Genomic DNA, 18,533 nt, shown 5'->3' with positions numbered 1-18,533 from the left:
GGCCGGAGCCCGGCCCCCCGGACCCGCCGCGCACCCACCTCGTGCGCCGGGCCCTCCCCGCACCTGGAGCACCGCCGTGAGCGAGAACACCCCGTCCGAGCAGACCCCGACGCAGCACACCATGACCGACCCGGTCACCCAGTACAAGACCGGTGACTACCCCGACGACACCCAGGACGGTCCCGGCCTGACCTCGGCGATGTCACCGCGCCCCGACCACGGCGAGGACACGTACGTGGGCAGCGGCAAGCTGACCGGCCGCAAGGCCCTCGTCACCGGGGCCGACTCGGGCATCGGCCGGGCCGCCGCCATCGCCTTCGCCCGGGAGGGCGCCGACGTCGTGCTCAGCTACCTGCCCAGCGAGCAGAGCGACGCCGAAGAGGTCGCCGAGCTCGTCCGCGCCGCCGGCCGCACCGCCGTGCTGGCCCCGGGCGACATCGCCGACGAGACCGTTGCCCGCGGGCTTGTCACCACCACCGTCGACGAGCTGGGCGGCATCGACGTCGTCGCCAACGTCGCCGGCCGCCAGCAGAACGTGACCGACCTGGCCGACCTCACCTCGGCCAGCTTCGACGAGACGTTCAAGACCAACGTCTACGCGCTGTTCTGGATCTGCCAGGAGGCGCTGCCGCACCTGCCCAAGGGCGCCTCGATCATCAACACCAGCTCGATCCAGGCCTACCAGCCCGCGCCGTTCCTGGTCGACTACGCCACCACCAAGGCGGCCATCAACACCATCAGCAAGGCGCTGGCCCAGCAGCTGGCGCCGAAGGGCATCCGCGTCAACGTCGTGGCCCCCGGCCCGATCTGGACCCCGCTGCAGACCGCGGGCGGCCAGCCCGCCGAGAACCTGCCCAGCTTCGGCCAGGAGACCCCGCTGGGGCGCGCCGGGCAGCCGGCCGAGCTGGCGCCGGCCTACGTGTTCCTGGCCTCGCAGGAGTCGAGCTACGTCAGCGGCGAGACGCTGAACGTCAACGGCGGCATGCCGACCCCGTGACCGACCCTCACCACGAGCACGACGCGACCGCCGCCGCGGCCCCTCCCGGCGGCGGTCCGCGCGATCCCGCCGGGTACGCCGACCTGCGGTCCTACGCCGCCATCGGCGACGGCCGCACCGTCGCCCTGGTGGCGCGGGACGGACGCATCGACTGGTTCCCCGCCCCGCACCTCGACGCCCCGCCCGCGTTCGCGGCGCTGCTCGACGCCGACCACGGCGGGTTCGTCTCGCTGCGGCCGGTGGAGGACTTCACCGTCGAGCGCGAGTACGTGGCGGGCACCAACGTGCTGGCCACGACCTTCACCACGGCTTCGGGCCGCGTGCGGGTGACCGACGCGCTCAACACCGGTGTGGCGGGCCGCCTGCCGTGGTCCGAGCTGGCGCGCCGGGTCGACGGCCTCGAGGGCTCGGTCGCGATGCACGCCGAGGTCAGCCCCGGCACGGTGCTGAACACGGTGTCGCCCTGGGTGCAGGAGACCACCCACGGCGCGGTGCTCCGCGTCGACGGCCTCACCCTGGCGGTGCGGACCCTCGGTGAGTGCGAGGCCACCGTCTCCGAGCAGCACATCGAGGTCGACCTCGTCACCGGCGCCGGCTCCCGGCACCTGCTGGCGCTCGTCGCCACCGACCGGGAGGCGCTGTTCCTGCCCGACCCGGCCGTCATCGACACCGCGGTGGACCGCACGATCGCGAACTGGCGGGACTGGACGAGCGCCTTCGAGTGGGACGGGCCCTGGGAGGACGCGGTGCGCCGCAGCGCGCTGCTGCTCAAGCTGCTCATCCACGCCCCCACGGGGGCGATCGCCGCGGCCGCCACCACCTCGCTGCCCGAGGACCTCACCGGGGGCAAGAACTGGGACTACCGCTTCGCCTGGGTCCGTGACATGGCCTACACGCTGACCGCGCTGTTCCGCTTCGGCCTGCGCGAGGAGACCCACGCCGCCGTCACCTGGCTGCTGGGCACCATCGCCGACCACGGCCCGCAGCCGCGGGTGTTCTTCCGGCTCGACGGCACGATGCCCGACGGCACCGCCGAGCCGGACGTGCCCGGCTGGCGCGGGGTGGGCCCCGTCGTCGACGGCAACGCCGCGGCCGACCAGCTGCAGCTCGGCGTGTTCGGCGACCTGTTCACCACCGTCCGGCTCTTCGTCGACCGCGGCAACGTGCTCGACGCCGCGACCGGCCGGCTGCTGGCCAGCATCGCCGACCAGGCCTGCGACGCGTGGCACCGCAAGGACTCGGGGATGTGGGAGCTGCCCGAGCTGGCGCACTACACGACGTCGAAGCTGGGCTGCTGGGAGGCGCTGGAGTGCGCCGTGCACCTGGCCGAGGTGGGGCAGGTCCCCGGCGACCCGGGCCGGTGGCGCAGCGAGGCGGGCCGCATCCGCACCTGGGTCGAGGACCACTGCTGGGACGCCGAGCGCGGCGCCTACGTGATGGCCCCGGGCTCGGACCGGCTCGACGCCTCGATCCTGCTGCACGCCATCTCCGGGTTCGACCGCGGCGAGCGGATGGCCTCGACCGTGGACGCGCTGCGCCGCGAGCTGGGGTCCGGGCCGCACCTGTACCGCTACTCGGGCATGCGCCAGGAGGAGGGCACGTTCGTCGCCTGCTCGTTCTGGACCGTCTCCGCGCTGCACCACCTCGGCCGCTCCGCGGAGGCGCACGACCTCATGGACGAGCTGGTGGCCGCGGGCAACGACGTCGGGCTCTACGCCGAGATGATCGACCCCGCGACGGGGGACTTCCTGGGCAACCTGCCCCAGGCGCTGAGCCACCTCGCCCTGGTCAACGCGGCGATCACGCTCACCGAGGACGGGGCCGCGTAGGCCCCCGCGGCCGGGGGTGTTCCACGTGGAACGGTGCTAGCATCGGTTGAGCGCTCAACCAACTGTGTCGGAGGTACCCGTGGCCAGCCTGATCGACCCCCCGGTGCCCGGCGCCGCCTTCGACGCGTTCCTGCGTGACGAGGCACCCCGGGCCCGGGAGCGGCGGGCCTGGACCCCGGAGGACGGGCCGCTGCCGTCGCTCTACCTCAGCCACGGTGCTCCCCCGGTGTTCGACGACCCGCTGTGGATCAGCCAGCTCTTCGGCTGGGCGCAGTCGATGCCCACCCCGCGGGCGATCCTCGTCATCAGCGCGCACTGGGAGTCCGCGCCGCTGAGCCTGTCCGCCCCCGGCGCGAGCACCCCGCTGGTGTACGACTTCGGCGGCTTCGCCCCCCGCTACTCCGCCATGACCTACCCCACGCCGGACGCGAGCGCGCTGGCCGCCCGGGTCGCGGCCGTGGTGCCGGACCACGAGCCCGTGCACGTCCACGCCTCCCGCGGGCTCGACCACGGCGCCTGGGTCCCGCTCAAGGTCATGTACCCGTGGGGCGAGGTGCCCGTGCTGCAGCTCAGCATGCCCACCCACGACCCGGACCGGCTGCTGGCCCTGGGGTCCCGGCTGCGCGAGCTGCGCCACGAGGGCGTGCTCGTCATCGGGTCGGGCTACATGACCCACGGCCTGCCGTTCCTGAGCCGGGACTCGTTCGCGCACAACGTCGTCCCCGGCTGGTCGCGGGAGTTCGACGCCTGGGCGGCCGAGCGGCTCGCCGCCGGCGACGTGGCCGCGCTGGCCGACGTCGCCCGCGCCCCCGGGATGCCCTACGCCCACCCCACGGTGGAGCACTACACGCCGCTGTTCGTGACCCTCGGCGCCGCGACCGACCCCGCCGCGGCGCCCACCACCGCGATCGACGGCTTCCAGATGGGGCTCGCCAAGCGCAGCATCGTCTGTGTGTGATTCCTGCACCCAGGACGCGAGGTCCCGTTCACGGTCCCGGGGCGGACGGGGCTAGGGCGTCCCGGAATGGGGCACGTCCACCCGCACGCTGAGCACCTGCGCCTCGCGGGCGGCGCTGCGGGCGTGCTCGTCGAAGTCCGGTGCCGCGCTGAGGAACAGGGTTCGGCCGTCGGCCCCGCCGAGCATGCAGGCGAACACCCCGGTGCCGGGTGAGACCTCGTCGAGCACCTCGCCGCCCTCGCGCACCCGCACCGCCCGGCCGTGCACCGCGTCGGCCACCCAGAGCGCACCCTCGGCGTCCAGGCCGCACCCGTCCGGGGCGACGACCAGCCCGGGCAGCGCCTCGCCGATGTCGCGCGAGGTCGGGAGGTCACCGAAGCGCGCCCACTCCCGGCGGTTGCCGAGCGAGCCGTCCTCGGCCACGTCGAAGGCCGTGACCCGGTTGCCGAAGGTCTCGTCGACCAGCAGCACCCCGTCGTCGGTGAGCACGCTGCCGTTGGGGAACCACAGGTCGTCGGCCACGGGGGTCACCGTGCCGTCGGGGTCCACCCGCACCAGGCCGGTCGGCTCGATCGGTGCGCCCGCCATGAGGTTGAACCCGAAGTTGCCGACGAACGCGCGGCCCCGGGCGTCGACGACCATGTCGTTGGGGTGCCCGCCGACGTGCGCGGCGAGGTCGGCGTGCGTGACCAGGGTGCCGTCGTCCTCGCGGCGCAGCAGCCGGGCGTCGCGCATCGACACCACCAGCAGCCGACCGTCCGGCAACCACCCCAGGCCCGACGGCTGCCCGGGCACCTCGGCCTCGACCCGCAGGTCCGCCCCGTCCTCGGTGCACGAGAGCACCCGGTGGGTGTAGAAGTCCACCAGCCAGAGCCGGCCGTCGTGCCACCGCGGGCACTCGGTGTAGCTGAGGTCGGACAGGACGGTGGTGACCTCGCGGCTCAGCGGGGCTCGCTCTCGTCGTGCCGGCACACCGGTGCACCGGATCCCCGCCCGTCGGTAGCCGCGTCACCCTAGGGTCCACCCCGTGCTCGGTCTCGTCGCCCCGTGCCGCTGCCGGCTCGGCCCAGAGCTCGCCGACCGGTGGCAGGCCCACCTGTGCGGGCTCTGCCTGCGGCTGCGCGACCACCACGGCCAGCTCGCCCGCGGCCTGACCAACACCGACGCCGTGCTGGTCTCGGTGCTGGTGGAGGCGCAGGCCCCCGGGCCGGCCGCGCGGGTGACGGCCGGGCGCTGCGCGCTGCGGGGGATGCGGACCGCCGAGGTCGTCCCCGCCGACGCCCTCGCCGCCCGGCTCGGGGCCACCGCCTCGCTCACCCTGGCCGCGGCCAAGGCGGGCGACGTCGCCGGTGAGGCCGAGCAGGGTCTGGCCCCGCACGCCGCGCTGGGCGGGCGCGCCGCCCGGGTCGTCGCGCCTCGGCTGCGCGGCCACGCCCACCGCGACGGGGCGGTCGCCGCCGCCCTGGGGGTCGACACCGTCCTCGACGACCTCGCCGGGCAGGCCGCGCTGGAGGCGGCGGTGGCGCCCGGCGACGACCTCGACACCGTCACCGGGCCGTCGGCACGCGCCTGCGCCGCGGTCTTCACCACCGCCGCCACCCTCGCCGGCGTGCCCGCCAACACCGCCCCGCTCGCCCGGCTGGGCGCCGACTTCGGCCGGCTCGCGCACCTGCTCGACGCCCTGACCGACCTCGCGGACGACGCGCGCACGGGCGCGTTCAACCCGGTCACGGCCACGGCGACCCCGCTGCCGCTGGTGCGGGCGCGGTGCCGGGCGCTCGCGGCCCGGGTGCGCCACGGGATCGACGAGCTGGAGCTGGCCGACGACCGGCTCGTCCGGGTGCTGCTCGTCGACACCCTGCGCGCCGCGGTGCACCGCGTGACGTGCACCGACCCGGTCTCCGCACCCCCCGACCGCGGACCGTGGTGGCGCCGGGCCGCACCGTGGGCGGCCGTGTACTGCACCGGGTACGCCTGCTGCGCCTCCCACGACAACCCGTGCACCGGCAAGCGCCACGAGCCGGCCTGCCTGCGCTGCGACGGGTGCGACTGCGGGTGCGACTGCTGACGCCCGGCCCGGGCGGTCGGGCAGCGCGCCTCGTCACCACGACCACGACCACGGCCGCTGCCCGATCGCGCGGGACCGGGCTCAGAACAGCGTGAGCTCGGGCTCCTTGGCCACGGCCTTGGGCGGGTTCGCCAGCGGGGCGCGCCGCACCCGCTCGGTGGCCACCACCGGGGGCGGCGGGGTGAACTCCAGCCCGCAGAGCGCCCGGATCGCGGGCCGGCAAGTGGCGTCGAGGCGCACCCGGGCCAGTGCCGCGCGCAGCGCGTCCTCGGCCAGCGGGAGCTCGGCGCCACCCCCGGCCAGGTCGCAGCCCAGGTCGACCGGGCGCGGCGTCATCAGGGCCACCGTCCGCGCGTAGACCTCGCGGGCCTCGGGGCTGGCCAGCGTCGCCGCCACCCGGTCCCCCAGCACCGCCCGGGTGCGCTCCGGGTCGGCCAGCGCGGCGTCCACCGAGCCCAGCTCGGCGAGCAGCCGCGCCCCGGTCTTGGGGCCGATGCCGCGGACCCCCTCGAGGTTGTCCGAGGCGTCCCCGCGCAGCGCGGCCAGCTCCCGGTACTGCTCGGGCCACACCCCGGTCAGGGTGTGCATCAGCGAGCGGGTCAGCAGCGGGGACGCGTCCACCCCGCCGCGGATGAGCCGCAGCAGCCGGGTGTGGCGATCGACGAGGGCGTAGGCGTCGCGGTCCGAGGTGGCGATGACGGTGCACCAGCCCGCGGCGGGGGCCTGCGCCGCGGCGGCGGCCACCACGTCGTCGGCCTCGAGGCCGGGCGGGACGACGACGTGCACGCCGGCCTCGCGCAGCACGTCCACCGCGAGGGCCAGCTGGCTGACCAGGTCGGGGTCCTTCTCGGCGCGGGTGCCCTTGTAGCCGGGGTGGTCGTGCTTGCGCAGGTTGTGGGTGGGATCGTCGAAGCCGACGACGAGCCCGTCCGCGCACACCCGGTCCACCAGCAGGCCCAGCTGGGAGAACAGCCCCCGCACGGCCCACGTCGGGGCGCCGTCCGCGGTGCGCGTCGGGGAGTCGCCGAGCGCGTGGAAGCTGCGGTGCACCAGCGAGTTGCCGTCGACGGCCAGCAGCACGCGGGGGGAGTCGTCCACCGCCACCGCCGTCACGGCGACCAGTCTCCCAGACCCACGCGGGTGCTGACGTGAGGTGCCCGCGACGCGCGTCGACCCCGGCCGGGGGTGGCCGGGGTCGACGCGGGTCGGAGGGTCAGAGGACCAGGTTGAACCCCCCTGCGCCGTCCAGCGTGTTGTTCCCCGGGCCACCCACGATCAGGTCTGCGTCGGCACCACCGAGGATGTAGTCGTCGCCGGGTCCGCCGTAGAGCAGCCCGGTGCCGGCACCACCGCAGATGGTGTCGTTGCCGCCGCCACCGAACACGAAGTCCAGACCGCGCTGGGCGACGATGACGTCGTCACCCGGCGTGCCGACCAGGAAGTCGACACCATCGGTGCCGACGATCGTCGCCGTCTTGCCGTTGCAGGTCGGCAGCGTCGGAGGGGGCGTCACGTCCGTGAACGTGAAGTCGTACGACGCAGGCGCTCCGTCGAGGACGTAACCCGTGTCGGCGACGGGGACGACCGACACCGTGCCCGCGCCCGGGTACGTGCCCGCGGGCACCGTGGCCCCGCCGACCTGGTAGGAGACACCCGTCGTCGTCGGGATCGTGTACGTGTCGTTCGCCGTCCCCGGCAGGTCGGTGAACGTCGGGGCGGTCGGCGTCACCGGGATGTCGGCGGGCGGGTCGACGACGTTCGTGAACGTGAAGTCGTACGACGCAGGCGCTCCGTCGAGGACAAAGCCCGTGTCGGCGACGGGGACGACCGACACCGTGCCCGCGCCCGGGTACGTGCCCGCGGGCACCGTGGCCCCGCCGACCTGGTAGGAGACACCCGTCGTCGTCGGGATCGTGTACGTGTCGTTCGCCGTCCCCGGCAGGTCGGTGAACGTCGGGGCCGTCGGGGTCACCGGCTGCTGGGTGGGCGCGTCCACCGCTCCGGGCTTGCAGTCGGTCGCCACGTCCGCGACCTGCCCGATGCGGATGTTGTCGATCAGCACCGTCGAGTCCAGGATTCGGTCACCCTGGTCGAAGATCGAGAAGTAGAGCGTGTGCGGCCCGGGGCTCAGCGGGGTCGCGGCCGACAGCACCGTCGTCGCACCGTCGTAGGTCGTGCCCGACGCGTCCTCCGCCGTCATCGTCGCCGCACCCGCCGCGTTGATGGTGATCGGGTTGCCCAGCTGGTCGAAGGCGAAGTTGCCGGGCGCGGTGATCGTCGAGCCGGACGTGGTCCACGTCGAGCTGTCCACCTCCGCGATGAACGCGTCGTTGAACCGCGTCCCGACGTACTCCGGGTACTCCTCGCTGAGGAACTTGAAGTCGACCCCGAGCAGGCAGTTGGCCTGAGCGGGGACGACCACGTCCACGCCCAGCACGGTGACGTCGTAGTCCGTGTCACCCCGGACGTTCTGGCCGCCGAAGGAGGTCGAGGTGTCGGGGGCGTCGTTCGGCAGGTACGCGTCCGCCGCAAGCCCCGTGGACAGGATGGCGAAGGAGTCGCCGGCCCGGGGGAAGCCGGCCAGAGGTGTGCTCGACACCTCTGCCGCGCCGTCCCCGGCCGGCCCGTCCAGGAAGGCGGCTCCGGAGAGCTGCGCCGAGTTCGCGACCGCAGCCGCGGCGAGAGACTCGGCCAAGGTCGGCTCAGCCGCCATGGCTTGTGGGGGGTATGCCACGGCACCGATCAGTACGAGGCCGGCCGCAGCCGCCACGCGTGTTCTCGTCACATTTCTGCCTTTCCTTCTCTGGTGGGCCACCCGCTGGCTGCGGGCAGGGCAGGACGCCGCCGGAGCGGACCGCCGAGGCGGCACCGTCGGGCGGAAGAATGGTCCCGGCAACGACCGGGAATGACGCCGGAGCTAGGCGGGTCAGCCGCCCTGGGCTCGTCCCAGCTGGGGGCAGAAGGACACGACGGCGGCTCCGACCACCGCTCCCGCGGCGAGCCGGTCCGACCCGACGGCACGGCTCACCGTCTCGACGACGGCGGTGAGCGGGGAACCACCGGCGAGCCTGTCGCACGCGGAACGTCCCAAGGCGATGGCAGCAGCGGGCCCGGGGGTGACCCCGCCCACCGCGGCCAGGTTTGCGAGGAACTGGTCGTCCCCACCACCGGTGGTACCGGGTGGCGGAGCAGGCGGAAGGGCACCACCGTCAGCGTTGGTGGCGACGACAGAGGTTGCAGTGGAACTGTTCTCGCGACCGTCGACGGCTGACGACGACGAGGCGCCGGGGTCGACGACCGACGTGGGAGCAACGGTGTCCGCCGCACCGCGACCTCCGTCCTCCGCCGCGTCCGGGATCCCGGTGGAGGCCGACGGTCCGCGCGTCGCACCCTGCACCGCGGCAGCGGTGGTGGAGGGCGCGGACGCACCGACACCGGTCGCACCGCTCCCGCAGGCACTCAGCGCACCCAGCAGCACCACGAAAGCGACCCCCCGCCGCATGCACACCATGGACCCCCTCGTCCTCGGCCACCTGGCCCCCGTGGAGAGGATCTGTGATCGCCGTCGGCCGGAACACTCCCCCCGTCCGAATGGCGAGTCAAGGGTTTCTCAGAACTATCTCGAGGTTTGCGTTCGCATCGACGAGATCGTTAGCGAAGACCATTAAGGGTATTCCGCAAGGACCCGCTCGTGCGAGCTCGCTACCGGGGTCGCGCCAAGTTCGGGGCTGCCCCACCGTCGAGTCGTCGACCGGCGGGCGACCGTGCGGCAAACCCGCCCGGGCGGGCGCCCGGGTGCCTAGCGTGGGGGCCGTGCAGGCCACCCCGTACCCGCCCCCGGTCCGGTTCCCGGTCGTCGTCCGGCGGCGGGCGTCGACGCGGGTGGGGCTGACGGTGCTCACCGCGCTGTTCGCCGGCGTCCTGCTCTGGCCGCTGGCGCGCGACGGGACTCGCTCCAGCGGGGGCGAGGTGCTCGGCGGCGCCGTCATGGTGCTCATCGCCGTGGTGGTCCTGGTGCAGGTCAACCTGTTCCGGGTGGTCATCGACACCGACCGGGTGGAGGTCCGGGGCCTCACCGGGCGGGCGGTGCTGCCCCTGGCGGGCCTGCTGCGGGTGGAGAAGACGTACACCTCGCGCCGGACGTCGATGCCGTTCCCGTTCGTGCGCGCCTCCGGGGTGACCCGGACGGTGACCGGTCGCGCCACCACCGGGCAGGTGCGGCGCGCCGCGATCAACGCCCAGCTCTGCGACACCCGCGAGTCGGACCCCGCGCTCGACGCCCTGCTCCGCCAGTTCCCCCACCTCGACGCCGACGTCCAGGGCGCCGACGTCCCGTGGGTGCGGTGGTACGACCGCCCGCTGGGGAAGCGGCCCGCCCCGCGCGCCGCCCCGCCCGGCCTGGAGCACGGCTGGGGGGCCACCGGGGGCACCTGGCGCGAGGGCGACGGCGCGGGGCCTACTCGCGGCGCTCCTCCCGGATCGGCTTGAGCGCGCCGGACACCCCCTCCGGCGGCACCGGCCTGCGGTGCGCGCGGAACGAGCCCCGGTAGCCGAACAGCCGGCCCAGCCGCGGGTTGCGCACCTCCACCTCGATGCGGTGGCAGCCGGCGTCGTCGTCGAACCACTCGTGCACGTCGCCGCAGCCGGTGAGCGCCGCGGGGAACCGGAAGCTGACGACCCGCTCGTGGAAGCGCTGCTCCCCGGTGCGCAGGTGCAGCCCGCCCCGGGCGTCGACCTCGAGGTCGACGTCGGCGGCCAGGTGCTGGTGGGTGCCCAGGTAGTCCACGACGCCGCCGCGCTGCTCGCTGTAGACCATGGTGGCGTCGAACCGGCGGCGGACGCCGGCGAGCTCGAAGGTGCGCACGAAGGTCACCGTCTCCCGGCCGAGACCGTCGGTGTAGGGCCAGTTCTCGATGGTGAAGGGCACGTCGCGGCCCGTCTCCGGGAACATGATGTGCCGCCACGTGCCGAAGGCCAGGAAGGGTCGGGTGAACCCCGGGGCGCGCCACACCTCGTCCATCGTGCCCACCCCCACGCAGCCGTGACCCCCGGCGGTGGAGAGGTCGAAGCGGGCCGCGATCTCGGGGTGCAGGCGCTCGAAGTCCGACCCCAGGGCGCGGCGGTAGATCGACGTCACAGCTGCTCCATCGTGGACGGTGGGGTCCGGGCCAGGCGGTCGGGCGGGGTGCGCAGGCAGCGGCGGGCCCGCGGCACCCCGGGCGCGGCGGGCGCCAGCACGGCGGCCGCGGCCAGGACCACGCCGAGCAGCCCACGCCGGTGGGCCCCCACCGCGAGGGCGGCCGCGCGCAGACCGGTGTCGGCCAGCCAGCGCCGGGCGGCCGTCTCCGGGGCGACCCCGTCGTCCAGCCACAGCCGGAGCCGGTCGAAGCTCCACGCCGTGCCCCAGCCGACGGCGGCCCGGAAGCCGGCCCGGTCCACCAGCGGGCCCAGCGCGGCCCACCCGGGCTCGTAGTCGAAGCCGGTGAGGAAGCGCGTGCCGTCGTCGGTGGGGACGTAGCGCCACCAGCCGCTGCCCGAGCGCACCAGCGAGAGCGGGTGCGGCGAGCCGAAGCGCAGCGCCGAGGTCAGCGTCCCGTCGGGCCGGCGCCGCTCGCCCACCGTGGTGCCGGTGCCGGAGATCGTCAGCCCGGGCAGCCGCAGGTCGTAGCGGAAGGTGCGGGGGGCGTCGGCGGTCTGCGCGGTCACGTCGGCGATGGTGGTGAAGCGCAGGTCCCAGCGGGTGTGCTGGTCGGCGTCCTGGGTGCGGTGCCACAGGGTGTCGTCGTCGGCGTGCACCCGGGTCTCGACGTAGATGCCTGCTGCCACCCGACGAGGCTCGCACGCCCGACCCGCCCGCGTCCGGGGATCGGCCGGCGCGGACGTCCTGGTGGCGGTTGCAGACCCCCGGGGGCGCTCCTGGGGGTGCTTGCAGACACCCCGCTCAGCCGGCGGCGACGACCCGGGCCCGCTGCCCGGCCACCTCGACGACCTCGCCGCCGCGCAGCTGGCGGCCGCGGCGGGTGTCGACCTCGCCGTCGACCTGCACCAGCCCCTCGGCCACGACGGACTTGGCGTCCGCCCCGGTGTCGACGAGCCCCGCGACCTGCAGGAACTGCCCCAGCCGGATCGTGGCGCCGCGGACCTCGACGTCGACCGGTGCGCTGCTCACCGTGACAGTCTCCACCCCGGGTGGTGCCGGGGGGACGCGCGGGGAAAGGTGGAGCTCGTGGCTGACGACACCCGTCCGGGACCGACGATCTTCATCCTCTACGGCGCGACCGGGGACCTCGCGAAGCGGATGGTGCTCCCCGCGTTCTACGAGCTCGCCGCCGCCGGCCTGCTGCCGGAGGACTTCTGGCTCGTCGGCAACGGCCGCGGGGACGAGTCGGACGACGACTTCGTCGACCGCGTCCGGGAGAGCCTCGAGGAGTTCGGCGACGGCACCGACGCCGGCCCGTGGGACCGGTTCCGGACGCGGCTCAAGTTCGCGGGCAAGGGGTTCACCCCCGACAACCCGGGCGAGCTGGTCGACGTGGTCGAGGGTCTGCGCGGCGGCGAGGGGGGCGCGTCGGGCGGGGACTACCAGCTGGTGCACTACATCGCGCTGCCGCCGAGCACCTTCACCGACTACACCCGGGCGATCGGCGAGCACGGCCTGGCCGAGGGCGCGCGGGTCGTCTACGAGAAGCCCTTCGGCACCTCGCAGCAGAACTTCACCGAGCTCGACGAGGCCGTGCACGACGTCCTCGACGAGAAGCAGGTCTACCGGATCGACCACTTCCTGGGGAAGGAGGCGTCGCAGAACCTGCACGTGCTCCGCTTCGCCAACGACCTCGTCGGCGGGGTGTGGAACAACCGCCACGTCGAGCAGGTGCAGATCGACGTGCCCGAGGAGCTCGACATCGACACCCGCGCGGAGTTCTACGACGCCACCGGGGCGGTGCTCGACATGCTGGTCACCCACCTGTTCCAGATCGCGGCGGAGGTGGCCATGGAGCCGCCGACGTCGATGTCGGCGGACGACCTGCAGACCGCCCGGGAGACGGTGATCGCGGCGTTCCGGCCGCTCGCCGACGAGGACGTGGTGCTGGGGCAGTTCGAGGGCTACACCGGCACCGAGGGCGTGGCCGAGGGCTCGCAGACCGACACCTTCGTCGCCGCCCGGCTCTGGGTCGACACCGACCGCTGGCACGGCGTGCCGTTCCTGCTGCGCACCGGCAAGCAGATGGCCGTGAGCGAGCAGCGCGTGAGCCTGGTCATGAAGGCACCCGACGGTCCGCTCACCCACGTCCCCCCGCAGGGCACGGTGCTGACGTTCTCGCTCAAGGGCGACGGCTCGGTGGGCCTGAGCCTGGTGGTCAAGGAGCCGGGGCCGGAGCTGGAGCTGACCGTCGGCCGCACCGAGCTGAACCTGGCCGCGGTGCCCGACGCGGAGCCGCTGCCCCCCTACGCCCGGCTGATCCACGACGTGCTGCAGGGCGACCGCTCGCTGTTCACCCGGCCCGACGGCCTGGCCCACGTGTGGGAGGTGGCGGCCCCGCTGCTCGACGACCGGCCGGCGGTGCAGCCCTACGAGCGCGGCTCCATGGGCCCGCAGGCGGCGATCGACCTGGCCGGGGACACCGGCTGGCTGCTGACCGGGCAGGGGTCCTGATGGACCCCACCCGCGAGTGGCCCGCCGCGCAGCGCCGCGTGATCGACCTGGTGGCCGGGCTGGGACCCGACGAGCTGGCCACCACCGTGCCCGCGTGCCCCGACTGGACCGTGCAGGACCTGCTGGCGCACGTCATCGGGGTCGGGGTGGACGTGGTCAACGGCGACGAGGTCGACGACCACAACCCCACGTGGACGCAGGCGCACGTCGACGCGCGGCGCGGCCGCTCGCTCGACGCGCTGCTGGCGGAGTGGACCGAGCTGACGCCGCAGATGGTGTCGTGGATGCAGGAGCGCCCCGGCCCCGGCTCGCGGCCCGTGCTGGACCTGACCATCCACGAGCAGGACCTGCGGGGCGCGCTTGGGCAGCCGGGGGCGCGGGACAACGAGGGCCTGGCGTACGCGTTCGGCGTGTTCACCGACCGCGTCGCCCCGGGCCTGCGCGACGCGCGCCTCGACCCGCTCGAGCTCACCGACGGCGAGTTCACCGAGCTGCTCGGCACCTCGTCGGCCGGGCAGGAGCCCGGTGCGGTGCTGCAGGCGTCGCGGTTCGACCTGCTGCGCATGATGCTGGGCCGGCGCTCCGCGGACCAGGTCCGCTCCTGGGTGGTCCGCGGTGACGTCGAGCCCTACCTCGAGCACGTGTCGGCGTTCGGGTCGCTGCGCGGCACCCCGCTCGAGGAGCCCGGCACCGGCTAGACCCCCACCACGATCCCCCGGGACGTGGGACGGCCCCACCACCCGGCGTGACGCACGGGTGGTGGGGCCGGTCGGGGTGCCGGGCGCGGGCCCGGCCGGGGTGGCTCAGCTCTCGAGCGCGGCGTCCAGCGTGATGTCGACGCCGGTCAGCGCCTTCGACACGGGGCAGCTCTCCTTGGCGGCCTGGGCGGCCTCGGCGAAGCCGTCGGCGTCCATGCCCTCGACCTCGCCGCGGACGATCAGCTTGATGCCGGTCAGCTTGAAGCCGCCGTTGGCCTTGTCCGGGCCGAGCGAGACCTCGGCGGTGACGTCGAGCGACTGCGGCGTGCCGCCCTTCTCGGCGATGATCGCGGAGCACTGCATCGCGTAGCAGGAGGAGTGCGCGGCCGCGATCATCTCCTCCGGGCTGGTGGTGCCACCGGCGTCGTCAGCGGCGCGCTTCGGGAACGACACGTCGTAGGTGCCGACCTTGGAGGAGGTCATCTCGACCTGGCCGGAGCCCTCCTCGAGGGTGCCGTTCCAGGCGGTGCGGGCGGTACGGGTGGGCATGGGGGCTCCTTGCGTCGGCGGTGACTGGCTGAACCGATGGTACACGTTTCAATCGTGCGCGACAGACCTGTCGGCGGGGTCGAGCCGCTCGGCCAGCGCGCGCAGCACGCCGACGAGCTCGGCCTGCTCGGACCCGTCCATCCCGGTGGCGTCGCAGATCGCGTCCGGCACGCGCGCCGCCGCGACCTCCATGGCCCGGCCCCCGACCGTCAGCTCCACCCGGACCGCGCGGGCGTCCGCCACCCCGCGGACGCGCCGGACCAAGCCCATCGTCTCCAGCCGCTTGAGCAGCGGCGACAGCGTCGAGGAGTCCAGCCGCAGCTGCTCACCGAGCCGGCCGACGCCGAGCGGCCCGCCCTCCCACAGCGCCACCATCACCAGGTACTGCGGGTAGGTCAGGCCCAGCTCGGCGAGCAGCGGGCGGTAGCGCGCCGTCATCGCCCGGGAGGCGGTGTGCAGCGCCAGGCAGAGCCGGTCGGCGAGGGCGAGCTCGCGGGGCTCGTCGCTGGTCGTGGTCACCCGGCCACGGTAGCGCGCAGTCCTGTCGTGCACGACAGGACTGTCGCGGGCGCCTCAGCGGCGCGCGGCCCCGCGGCGCAGGTGCACCAGCCAGGCGATCCCGAGCAGCGGCAGCAGGACCGGGACGAAGCCGTAGCCCGCCCCGAACTCCGACCACACCGTCGCCTCCGGGAACTCCGCGGGCAGCAGCACGCTGGTGGTGCCGACGGCCAGCACGCCGACCAGCTCGACGACGACGGCGACCAGCGCCACGCCGAGCCAGCCCCGCACCAGCGCGACGGTCGCCACGAGGTAGACCACGGCCGCCAGCGCGGAGAGCAGGAACGGCACCGGGGCGAGCGAGAACTTCGTCGCGATCTGCTCGACCGAGCGGGCGCCCGCCGAGAGCGCGAAGACCGCGTACACCGCCACCAGCACCCGGCCGGGCCCGGACCGCGCGCGCTCCCGACCGGTGACCGGCGCGTCGGGCTCCCGGCGCTCAGGCACTGACGTTCCAGATCTGGACCATGCGCAGGATCATGACGGGGATGGTCACGAACGCCACCGCCAGCACCCCGGGGCCCCACCGGCTGCGGTCGGCCAGGGCCCACGCCAGGCCGACGGGGACGATGAGCAGCGAGCCCACGAGGTAGCCGACGAAGGTGACCCCGGAGACGGGCCGGTCGGTGCCGGCGAGCAGGACGACGCCGACGACGAGCTGCACCACCAGGGCGACCTCGAGCAGGCCGGCCACGCCGAGCACCCCGCGGTCCGCGACCGCGGCCGTGCCGAGCGGGCGGCGCACGGCCACCATCACCAGGGCCCACAGCAGGCCCACGGCGCTGAGCAGGAGGACGAGGTCGGCGAGCCAGGACACCACGCCCGCCATCCTCCCCGCGCGCGCCGCGGGCGGCAGGGCCGGGGCTGCGAGCGGCCCCGCGGGCTGCCACCATCGCGGCCATGGCTGAGGACGAGAAGGAGGACCCGGGCCCCAGCGTCAAGGACCCGGAGATGTACGAGGCGCTCCGCGAGGAGGGCAACAGCAAGGGCAAGTCGGCCCGGATCGCGAACGCGGCGGCGCGCGACGGCCGCTCGACGGTCGGTGAACGGGGCGGCGAGTCCCCGTCCTACGAGGAGTGGACGGTCGACGAGCTGCACCAGAGGGCGCGCGAGCTCGACGTCGAGGGCCGCTCGTCGATGACCAAGGACGAGCTGGTCGAGGCGCTGCGCAACAGCTGACCGCCAGGCGCACGCCCGCCCCCCGGTGGTGCTCACCGGGGGGCGGGTGCGGGAACGGGTGGAGCCGGGTCAGCCCTGCTCGGCGGCCTTCTGGCGGCTCTCGTCGGCCTTGGCCTGCGCGCGGGCCTTCTCGGCCTCGGCCTCCTTCTGGGCGACCTCGCGCTGGTCCTCGGCCTTGTCCTGCTGGGCCTTGCCGGCCTCCTTCAGGGAGTCGTTGCCGGTGACGGCACCGACACCCTCCTTGGCCTTGCCCACGACGCCCTCGACGATGCCCTTGACGCCCTCGGCGGCACCGCTCTTCTCGTCAGCCACGGTCTTCTCCCTCTCGTCCGCGCCCGTGCTCGCACCGCCCCCCGGGGGGCGGCCATCGCCGGGTCGGCGACGGTGCCGGGCTGCGCTGGGAAGGTTCTCAGCCCCTCACCGGGGCCGCCACCCGGGGAGGCGGACGTCTCACCGGGCCCGCAGCTCCTGGCTGTGGCCCCGCAGCTCGGCCACCACCTCGTCCCCCTCGCCGGGCTGCGTGCCCCGGCGGGTGACGGTGACGTCGCAGATGCCGCGGCGGCCGAAGCGGGTCCGCACCTCGGCCCGGGCGTCGAGCACGTCCCCCTCGCGGGCCGGGGCGACGAAGGTGATCTCGCAGCCGGCCGCGACCGCGGCGGGGCCCCAGCTGTTGCAGGCGCAGGCGAACGCGGTGTCGGCGAGGGTGAACACCATGCCGCCGTGGGCGATGTGGTGGCCGTTGACCATGTCGGGGCGCACCGTCATCCGCACGTGCGCCCAGCCGGGGCCGTGGTCGGCGAGCTCGATGCCCAGCGCCGGGCCCGTGGCGTCCGCGGCCATCATCGCGAGCACGGGGTCCTGGTCGGGCGGCTGGGGGTCCACGCCGCGGACGCTAGCCGTTCGCGCCCCGGCCCGGGCCCGTGCGGACCCCGGTCGCCCGCGCGCGACCGGCGCGGCTGCTTACCATCCGGGCCGTGGACACCCCCGCAGCGAGCCCCGCGCTCTCCGACGCCCGCACCACCAGCTACGCCGACCTCGTGCGCACCGCCGTCCGGACCCACCCCGCCGCGACCGCCGAGGTGGTCGCGGCCCTGGGCTGGTCGGTCTCCGACGAGGACGAGCTCGTCGAGTTCCTGCAGCGCACGGTGGACCTCGCCACGTCCGTGGTCGGCGGGGCGACCAGCGCCGGGGTGACGGCCCGGGTCGGGCGCACCCCCTTCACCGCCGTCGCCACCGACGACGGGACGCTGACCGTGGACGCCGCGCAGTACGACGCGGGCGACGGCCCGTGCCTGCACGCGATGCGCAGCGGCGAGGTCGTCCACGTCGACCTCGCCACGGTGCGGGAGCGCTGGCCGACCTTCGCCCCGGACGCCGAGGCCGCGGGGATCTCCGCCTTCCTCGCCGCCCCCCTGGGCTCGGACGACGGGTGCCTGGGCGCGCTGAACCTCTACGCGACCGACACGGACCGCTTCTCCGAGGACGACGCGGTGCTGCTGCAGCTGCTCAGCGCGCACGCCGAGCGGTCCGTGGGCGACTACGCGCGGCTGCGGGCCTCGCAGGACCTCGTCGCCCAGCTGCAGGAGGCGATGGTCAGCCGCGCCCCGATCGAGCAGGCCAAGGGCATCCTCATGGCGGTCCACTCGGTCTCCGCCGAGGACGCGTTCGAGCTGCTGCGCACCCGCTCCCAGCACACCAACACCAAGCTGGCCGTGCTGGCCCGGGAGTTCGTCGCCGAGCACAGCGGCACCGGGCCCGCCGCGCGGTAGCGCCCGGGGACGCCGCGAGCCGGCCCGGGGGTCCCGGACCGGCTCGGCGTGCGTGGGCGAGGGGGGACTTGAACCCCCACGTCCCGGAGGACACTGGCACCTGAAGCCAGCGCGTCTGCCATTCCGCCACTCGCCCGAGCGACGGCGAAGAAGGTAGCACGCGGCCCAGCGGCGTCCTCCCACCGAGTGCACGTGGTGGACGGGCCCGACCGATACCATGCGAGCACAGGCGGTGCCCGGTGGTGGGACACCGCGCCGCACCGCGCCGCCAGGA

22 protein-coding genes and 1 tRNA gene are annotated in these 18,533 nt (G+C 74.7%); 9 read left to right on the top strand and 14 right to left on the bottom strand.

The window, feature by feature from the left end:
- Window positions 1–121 precede the first annotated feature (121 nt).
- From ACYVOF_RS02975 to ACYVOF_RS02965, 3 genes are all read left to right on the top strand, one after another.
- A complete protein-coding gene (locus ACYVOF_RS02975) occupies window positions 122–997 on the top strand; it encodes an SDR family oxidoreductase (RefSeq protein ID WP_460864102.1) in 876 nt (291 codons plus the stop codon).
- On the top strand, window positions 994–2,826 hold the full coding sequence (locus ACYVOF_RS02970) for a glycoside hydrolase family 15 protein (RefSeq protein ID WP_460864011.1): 1,833 nt from the start codon (window positions 994–996) through the stop codon (window positions 2,824–2,826). Before ACYVOF_RS02975 ends, ACYVOF_RS02970 begins: the two co-directional genes overlap by 4 nt.
- A gap of 190 nt (window positions 2,827–3,016) precedes the next feature.
- Window positions 3,017–3,784: a dioxygenase family protein gene (locus ACYVOF_RS02965; protein WP_460864101.1), complete on the top strand. Its 768-nt coding sequence runs from the start codon at window positions 3,017–3,019 to the stop codon at window positions 3,782–3,784.
- Window positions 3,785–3,835: 51 nt separating this feature from the next.
- Here the strand turns inward: ACYVOF_RS02965 and ACYVOF_RS02960 are convergent, their stop codons facing one another.
- Window positions 3,836–4,756 (bottom strand): SMP-30/gluconolactonase/LRE family protein, encoded by a 921-nt coding sequence (locus ACYVOF_RS02960; RefSeq protein WP_460864010.1) that lies wholly within the window; start codon window positions 4,754–4,756, stop codon window positions 3,836–3,838.
- Window positions 4,757–4,811: 55 nt separating this feature from the next.
- Between ACYVOF_RS02960 and ACYVOF_RS02955 the strand changes: the two genes are divergently transcribed.
- Window positions 4,812–5,852 (top strand): DUF5685 family protein, encoded by a 1,041-nt coding sequence (locus ACYVOF_RS02955; protein ID WP_460864009.1) that lies wholly within the window; start codon window positions 4,812–4,814, stop codon window positions 5,850–5,852.
- An 81-nt stretch (window positions 5,853–5,933) separates the two neighbouring features.
- Here ACYVOF_RS02955 and ACYVOF_RS02950 read toward each other — a convergent pair whose 3' ends face one another.
- The 3 genes from ACYVOF_RS02950 to ACYVOF_RS02940 all read right to left on the bottom strand — a co-directional run bounded on the left by ACYVOF_RS02950 (window position 5,934) and on the right by ACYVOF_RS02940 (window position 9,333).
- Window positions 5,934–6,965 carry a 5'-3' exonuclease gene (locus ACYVOF_RS02950; protein WP_460864008.1) on the bottom strand — a complete coding sequence of 344 codons (1,032 nt, stop codon included), beginning with the start codon at window positions 6,963–6,965 and terminating at the stop codon, window positions 5,934–5,936.
- A 100-nt stretch (window positions 6,966–7,065) separates the two neighbouring features.
- Window positions 7,066–8,547 carry a choice-of-anchor L domain-containing protein gene (locus ACYVOF_RS02945; RefSeq protein WP_460864007.1) on the bottom strand — a complete coding sequence of 494 codons (1,482 nt, stop codon included), beginning with the start codon at window positions 8,545–8,547 and terminating at the stop codon, window positions 7,066–7,068.
- Window positions 8,548–8,778: 231 nt separating this feature from the next.
- Window positions 8,779–9,333, bottom strand: a complete 555-nt coding sequence (locus ACYVOF_RS02940; protein ID WP_460864006.1) for a DUF732 domain-containing protein — start codon at window positions 9,331–9,333, stop codon at window positions 8,779–8,781.
- A gap of 332 nt (window positions 9,334–9,665) precedes the next feature.
- On the opposite strand from ACYVOF_RS02940, the gene ACYVOF_RS02935 reads away from it, so the two are divergent.
- On the top strand, window positions 9,666–10,340 hold the full coding sequence (locus tag ACYVOF_RS02935) for a hypothetical protein (RefSeq protein WP_460864005.1): 675 nt from the start codon (window positions 9,666–9,668) through the stop codon (window positions 10,338–10,340).
- Here ACYVOF_RS02935 and ACYVOF_RS02930 read toward each other — a convergent pair.
- The 3 genes from ACYVOF_RS02930 to ACYVOF_RS02920 all read right to left on the bottom strand — a co-directional run bounded on the left by ACYVOF_RS02930 (window position 10,309) and on the right by ACYVOF_RS02920 (window position 12,021).
- Window positions 10,309–10,989: a DUF4166 domain-containing protein gene (locus tag ACYVOF_RS02930; RefSeq protein WP_460864004.1), complete on the bottom strand. Its 681-nt coding sequence runs from the start codon at window positions 10,987–10,989 to the stop codon at window positions 10,309–10,311. The genes ACYVOF_RS02935 and ACYVOF_RS02930 overlap by 32 nt on opposite strands.
- Complete coding sequence (locus ACYVOF_RS02925) at window positions 10,986–11,678, bottom strand: hypothetical protein (RefSeq protein ID WP_460864003.1); 693 nt, start codon at window positions 11,676–11,678, stop codon at window positions 10,986–10,988. Before ACYVOF_RS02925 ends, ACYVOF_RS02930 begins: the two co-directional genes overlap by 4 nt.
- 115 nt (window positions 11,679–11,793) lie before the next feature.
- The gene (locus ACYVOF_RS02920; RefSeq protein WP_460864002.1) at window positions 11,794–12,021 is read right to left on the bottom strand and encodes an RNA-binding S4 domain-containing protein; all 228 of its coding nucleotides are present in this window, start codon (window positions 12,019–12,021) and stop codon (window positions 11,794–11,796) included.
- 57 nt (window positions 12,022–12,078) lie between these two features.
- Here ACYVOF_RS02920 and ACYVOF_RS02915 point away from each other — a divergent pair, with 57 nt between their 5' ends.
- Both ACYVOF_RS02915 and ACYVOF_RS02910 read left to right on the top strand, forming a co-directional pair.
- Window positions 12,079–13,506 (top strand): glucose-6-phosphate dehydrogenase, encoded by a 1,428-nt coding sequence (locus ACYVOF_RS02915; RefSeq protein WP_460864001.1) that lies wholly within the window; start codon window positions 12,079–12,081, stop codon window positions 13,504–13,506.
- Window positions 13,506–14,204, top strand: a complete 699-nt coding sequence (locus ACYVOF_RS02910; protein WP_460864000.1) for a maleylpyruvate isomerase family mycothiol-dependent enzyme — start codon at window positions 13,506–13,508, stop codon at window positions 14,202–14,204. Before ACYVOF_RS02915 ends, ACYVOF_RS02910 begins: the two co-directional genes overlap by 1 nt.
- A gap of 105 nt (window positions 14,205–14,309) precedes the next feature.
- Here ACYVOF_RS02910 and ACYVOF_RS02905 read toward each other — a convergent pair whose 3' ends face one another.
- The 4 genes from ACYVOF_RS02905 to ACYVOF_RS02890 form a co-directional block, all read right to left on the bottom strand.
- Window positions 14,310–14,753, bottom strand: coding sequence for an OsmC family peroxiredoxin (locus ACYVOF_RS02905; protein WP_460863999.1), 444 nt, complete (start codon window positions 14,751–14,753; stop codon window positions 14,310–14,312).
- A gap of 48 nt (window positions 14,754–14,801) precedes the next feature.
- Complete coding sequence (locus ACYVOF_RS02900) at window positions 14,802–15,191, bottom strand: MarR family winged helix-turn-helix transcriptional regulator (protein ID WP_460864100.1); 390 nt, start codon at window positions 15,189–15,191, stop codon at window positions 14,802–14,804.
- A gap of 135 nt (window positions 15,192–15,326) precedes the next feature.
- Entirely contained in the window at window positions 15,327–15,758 is a 432-nt protein-coding gene (locus tag ACYVOF_RS02895; protein WP_460863998.1) for a hypothetical protein, read from the bottom strand.
- Window positions 15,751–16,131: a hypothetical protein gene (locus tag ACYVOF_RS02890; RefSeq protein ID WP_460863997.1), complete on the bottom strand. Its 381-nt coding sequence runs from the start codon at window positions 16,129–16,131 to the stop codon at window positions 15,751–15,753. Before ACYVOF_RS02890 ends, ACYVOF_RS02895 begins: the two co-directional genes overlap by 8 nt.
- An 80-nt stretch (window positions 16,132–16,211) precedes the next feature.
- On the opposite strand from ACYVOF_RS02890, the gene ACYVOF_RS02885 reads away from it, so the two are divergent.
- Window positions 16,212–16,490, top strand: a complete 279-nt coding sequence (locus tag ACYVOF_RS02885; RefSeq protein WP_460863996.1) for a DUF7218 family protein — start codon at window positions 16,212–16,214, stop codon at window positions 16,488–16,490.
- 69 nt (window positions 16,491–16,559) lie between these two features.
- On the opposite strand, the gene mbp1 is transcribed toward ACYVOF_RS02885, so the two are convergent.
- A complete protein-coding gene (gene mbp1 / locus ACYVOF_RS02880) occupies window positions 16,560–16,802 on the bottom strand; it encodes a microaggregate-binding protein 1 (protein WP_460863995.1) in 243 nt (80 codons plus the stop codon).
- Window positions 16,803–16,940: 138 nt separating this feature from the next.
- Window positions 16,941–17,372, bottom strand: a complete 432-nt coding sequence (gene paaI, locus ACYVOF_RS02875; RefSeq protein WP_460863994.1) for a hydroxyphenylacetyl-CoA thioesterase PaaI — start codon at window positions 17,370–17,372, stop codon at window positions 16,941–16,943.
- Window positions 17,373–17,464: 92 nt separating this feature from the next.
- Here paaI and ACYVOF_RS02870 point away from each other — a divergent pair, with 92 nt between their 5' ends.
- Window positions 17,465–18,259 (top strand): ANTAR domain-containing protein, encoded by a 795-nt coding sequence (locus ACYVOF_RS02870; protein WP_460863993.1) that lies wholly within the window; start codon window positions 17,465–17,467, stop codon window positions 18,257–18,259.
- A 53-nt stretch (window positions 18,260–18,312) separates the two neighbouring features.
- Here the strand turns inward: ACYVOF_RS02870 and ACYVOF_RS02865 are convergent.
- A tRNA-Leu gene (locus ACYVOF_RS02865) sits at window positions 18,313–18,395 on the bottom strand.
- Window positions 18,396–18,533: the final 138 nt, after the last annotated feature.

It is taken from the genome of Rhodococcus aerolatus (assembly GCF_054783215.1).
Note: the sequence above shows the minus strand (reverse complement) of the source record. Positions and strands in the feature narration are given on the sequence as shown.